This is a genomic window from Corallococcus sp. AB030, assembly GCF_003668965.1.
Lineage (GTDB): Bacteria > Myxococcota > Myxococcia > Myxococcales > Myxococcaceae > Corallococcus > Corallococcus exiguus.
Genome location: NZ_RAWQ01000373.1, coordinates 1 through 4,324, shown reverse-complemented (window position 1 = coordinate 4,324; position 4,324 = coordinate 1). Strand labels below are relative to the sequence as shown.

General features: G+C 69.4%; 4 protein-coding genes and 1 pseudogene. 1 reads left to right on the top strand and 4 read right to left on the bottom strand.

The annotated features are described in order from the left end of the window. The 4 genes and pseudogenes from D7Y15_RS42465 to truD all read right to left on the bottom strand — a co-directional run. Positions 1 to 359, bottom strand: a pseudogene (locus D7Y15_RS42465) (hypothetical protein); the annotation flags it as partial. Positions 360 to 367: 8 nt separating this feature from the next. Then, positions 368 to 874 (bottom strand): hypothetical protein, encoded by a 507-nt coding sequence (locus D7Y15_RS42460; RefSeq protein WP_120581561.1) that lies wholly within the window; start codon positions 872 to 874, stop codon positions 368 to 370. Continuing rightward, on the bottom strand, positions 871 to 1,443 hold the full coding sequence (locus D7Y15_RS42455) for an RNA polymerase sigma factor (RefSeq protein WP_233597534.1): 573 nt from the start codon (positions 1,441 to 1,443) through the stop codon (positions 871 to 873). The genes D7Y15_RS42460 and D7Y15_RS42455 overlap by 4 nt, the downstream gene beginning before the upstream one ends. Before the next feature lie 96 nt (positions 1,444 to 1,539). After that, positions 1,540 to 3,198, bottom strand: a complete 1,659-nt coding sequence (truD, locus tag D7Y15_RS42450; protein ID WP_120581563.1) for a tRNA pseudouridine(13) synthase TruD — start codon at positions 3,196 to 3,198, stop codon at positions 1,540 to 1,542. 70 nt (positions 3,199 to 3,268) lie between these two features. Here truD and D7Y15_RS42445 point away from each other — a divergent pair, with 70 nt between their 5' ends. After that, positions 3,269 to 4,204: a hypothetical protein gene (locus D7Y15_RS42445; RefSeq protein ID WP_121756112.1), complete on the top strand. Its 936-nt coding sequence runs from the start codon at positions 3,269 to 3,271 to the stop codon at positions 4,202 to 4,204. Positions 4,205 to 4,324: the final 120 nt, after the last annotated feature.

The following is a 4,324-nucleotide window of genomic DNA, read 5'->3' as shown; positions in this document are numbered from 1 at the left end:
GCCGTGGGGCCTACGCCGGACTCCTTCTCCTTCGCGGTCAGCGGGCGCAGCGTGAAGATGGAGCCGTCCTGCTCCAGGTGGAGCGAGTAGGCGCGGGCCACGGTGCGCAGGGCCTGCTCGGCGCTGATGCCGCGCAGCCGCACTTCGGCGGGGGTGTCCAGGTCGCCGGTGACGACCAGGTTCAGGCCGCCCTTCTCCGCGATGGTCTTGAGCGCGTCCCGCAGCGAACCGCGGAAGCTCACGTCGATGGTGCGGGCCGGCGCGGTGGCGGCAGCGGCGGGGGCCGGGGCGCCTTCCGCGAGCGCCACGGGGGCGCCGAGGAGGAGGGTCGGAAGCAACAGGCGGGGGAGGATCTTCATGGTCACGCTCAGGCTTCGGAGAGGGACGGAGGAGGGGATCCGGCCAGGCGCTTCAGGCCGAACAGCGACGTGAACACGACGAAGGCGACGATGCAGGCCACCGCCAGCCCCGCGGTGCTCCACAGGGCGTGCGCACCGCTGAACAGGCCTTCCACGAACGCGCGGCTGTCACGCACGCTGGATGCGAACGCGGTGCCCATGCGGCCGAGCGCCCTGTCATTGGTGAACAGGAAGCCCAGACCCACGCCCAGGGACGTGAGCAGGATGGCCAGGCCCGTCCACACCTCGCGGCGCTGGGGCACGGGGCTCTCCGCGACGCGGGCCATCACGTTCACGACCAGCGACGGGGGCGGGAGCGGATCCGCCAGCCGGAACAAGTCGTTCTCCAGCAGGCGGTGATCCTCCATCAGGGCCGCGCACGCCTCGCACTCCGCGGCGTGATCCAGGGCGGGACCCTCACCGGCCTCCAGCTCCGCGAAGAGGACCTCCAGATCAGGGCAGGGGGTGGGGCTCATCGCGTCTCCTCCTCGGCGGGCGCCATCTTCTTGCGCAGCTTTTCACGGGCTCGGAACAGGCGGGCCATGATGGTCCCGGGCGCGCAGCCCATGATCTGCGCGATCTCCTTCGTGGTGCGCTTCTGGACGTAATAGAGGGCCAGCACTTCACGGTCGTCCACGGAGAGCGTCTCCATGGCGGCCTCCAGTGACTGCCGCTCCTCGCGCGCGATGGCCCCGTCCTCCTGGGACACGTCGTTGCTGGGGAGCACCTCCTTCATGGGCTCCAGCTCCTCCGTGCGCACCTTGGTGCGGCGGCGGAGCAGGTCCAGGCAGAGGTTGCGGGTGATGGCGAGCACCCAGAGATCGAACGGGCGCGAGTCGTCATACCGGTGGAGGTTCTGGTACGCGCGGAGAAGGGCCTCCTGCGCGACCTCGGCGGCCTCCGCGTCGCTCTGCAAGAGGCGCAGCGCCAGGCCGTACACCGGGCGCTGCACGCTGCGAACGAGCGCTTCGAAAGCGGACGGGTCCCCCTTGCGGGCGGCCTGCACGTCCGCCTTCCAGGGGAGCGGGGCGGCGTCCTCAGCCATCAGCATTCCGATGGCCATGGGGAGCGAGTCGAGGGCAAGAGCGTTCACACCCTGGACTACGGGCGCGGCCAAAGGCCATTGCGCCGCCCTCGATCATCACTTCCGCTTCTGTTTTTTCGCGGACTTGGCGGCGGCCAGGCGCTGCTTTTCGGCCTTTTCCGCCCGGCTTTCGGCCTTCACCTGCTTGCGCTGCTTCTGCTTCGCCCGGAAGCCCAACGGAATCTCCGGCTCGGGAGCAGGCGAGGGGGCGGCCTTGACCTCATCCAGGTCCGGCAGCTCCTCGCGGGGCTTGCGGGCAGGACGGCCGATGCGGCTGGGGGGACGGGCGTCCTTCGCGGGCGGTGCGGCCCGGTCGTCGCGACGGGAGGTGCCCGGACGGGCGGGGCGCTCGGACGTGGCCGGACGCTCGGACGTGGCCGGACGCGTGGTGCGCGGGGTGGCCCGGTCCGCCAGGGTGCGGTGGCGGGAAGGTCCTTCCGAGGCACGCGCGACACTCCGGGCCTCTTCCACCCGGACCTCGTCGCGCTCGGTGGTGACGAGCCGCGGGCGCTGCGAGGTGCGGATGTCCTCCTTCGAGTCCTCCGTGTACTCGAAGTGGAACAGGCGCTTGATGACCAGCGTGGCGTACGCGCCCGGGGGCAGCGTGAAGGCCACGTTGACCTTGATGTCGCCGCGGTTCACGTCGTCGTTCTGCGTGCGGCCCACGACGAGCTTGTGCGGGAACATCACCAGCGGGCGCTCCTCACCCTTGAAGTAGAGCATCCGCTCCGCGCCCTTGATGCGCAGGTCGGGGAGCTTGAGCTTCTCCTTGCCCAGCACCCACGCCATGGCCTCCGCCACCTTCGGATCCTCGAAGGTGGAGTCCGGCCCCACGAGCGGGAAGGTCTTCTCGCGCAGCGTGTGCAGCACGTCCGGGGTCGCGTCCCGGAAGTGCAGCAGCGTGCCGGCCTGGTAGCGCATGGGGAACATGGCTTCGCGCGGCAGCATCAGCTGGAGGTAGCGGCGGACGCCCTCGTTCCAGAGGAAGCTCTGGTATTCGAAGAGGATCATCGCCCGGTAGTCCGAGTCGATCTGCAGGAACGCGCGGAGCCAGTCGCCCGGGTGTTCACGCAGGGAGCGCAGGATGCGGTGGTACTTCTTCGCGCCCTCGAAGGGCACGCGCGCGTCCCACTTGCCCCAGTTGTCGCGCCAGAAGCCCTTCACCTTGGCGTCCTCGGTGCGGTCCAGGTCCGAGGGGCGGGCGAAGTAGTTGTGCAGCGCGGCCTCGAAGTCGCCCCGGATGAGGTCCTTGGCGATGAAGCCCTGGCCGTGCTTGAGCGCGCCGAAGCGCTGGCTGTCGAAGTAGTTCACCACGCCCAGCCGGTTCACCTCCGCGGCGGCCAGGTTCAGCGGCGCAAGCGAGTCACGCGTGAGGGCACGCACGGTGACGGAGAAGCGGTTGGAGGTGATGTTCCTCGCGGACAGCGGCTTGTCCGTCCGGCCCAGGAACTTCAGGCGCAGATCGGGCTCCTGCATGTCCACGTCCGCGCTGTCCACGGCGATGATCTGCTCGGTGCGGCCCTGCTTGTCCTTCAGGCCGCAATAGCTGATGGCGCCGGGCTTGAGGCCGAACGCGTCACGGATTCGGTTGACTGCGTCAAAGGTGGACAGCTTCTGCTTGTCCATCAGGTAGACGCGATGCTTTCCGCTGGCGACTTCGTCGAAGCGGTAGGACTCCTTCACGGAGAAGTCCTCGGGTTTTTGCTTGATTCGCACGATGCCCCCTTACCACGTGACCGCCCGGATTGAAGCGTTCGCGCTGGAAATGGGCTTAACCTGCAACCCCATGAGAAACCTTCCCGTTCTGCTCCTGCTGGGGCTCGCTGGGCTCGCCGCCGGGTGCGCGACCCCGTTGTCCACCATGCAGACGGCCAAGACGCTCTCCCCGGGCCAGGTCCAGGTGACGGGCAGCATGGGCGTGTTCGTCCCGGTGGGGACGCTGGCGTCGGTGGTGGACGTGGGCATCGACCAGGGGCTCGAGGCGAAGCGGGCCATCGAGGAGGACCGGCCCTACAACCTCACGGAGGAGGACCAGCAGCGCCTGCTGACGGCGGGCCTGGCCCTGGCGGTGGCCCCGCCGGGGGTGAACCCGGAGCTGATGGTGCGGGTGGGGCTGCTGGACGGCTTCGACGTGGGAGGGCGTTACAACGGCAACGCGCTGCGCTTCGACGGCAAGGTGCGCCTGGCCCACGGCGGGCCGGGGCCTCGCCGCTCCTATGACCTGGCGCTGGGACTGGGGGTGTCCAAGTACCTGTTCTCCGGGGCGGTGATGGACGTCCTGGAGGTCGTCCAGCTGGGGGACTTCAGCCGGACCGACGTGGAGGTGCCGCTGTACCTGAGCGCCGAGTACGGCGACGTGTTCAAGCTCTACGGCGCCCCCAAGTACGTCTTCAGCCACACCCGGTTGGACGCCCAACTGGTGGACTTCTCCCAGCAGGGCAAGCCGGTGACGGGCTTCGACGCGAGCCTGCCGTCCGTGGTGAACAGCCACTTCGTGGGCTCCACGGTGGGCTTCGCGGTCGGCTACAAGTACGTGCACTTCTACGCGGAGCTCACCGGGGGCTACGTCTTCTGCAACCCCCACGTCTTCGGGCAGAAGCGGGACCTGGGCGGGATGACCTTCCTGCCGTCCGTGGGCCTGGGCTTCCGGGCCCCCGAGCGCCGCCCGGCCGCGTCCGTGAACCCCGCGGCCCCGGGGACGGTGGCCCCGCCGTCCATATGAGCCACCCGACGGGGACGGGGACTGACCGGCCGTGCAGGGCGTTGGTGGGCTGGAACCGGGGGGGCTTCGCGAGCGTTCCTTTGGGGCGGAAGGCTCTGGTAGTGTCCGGGCCGGTGAGGA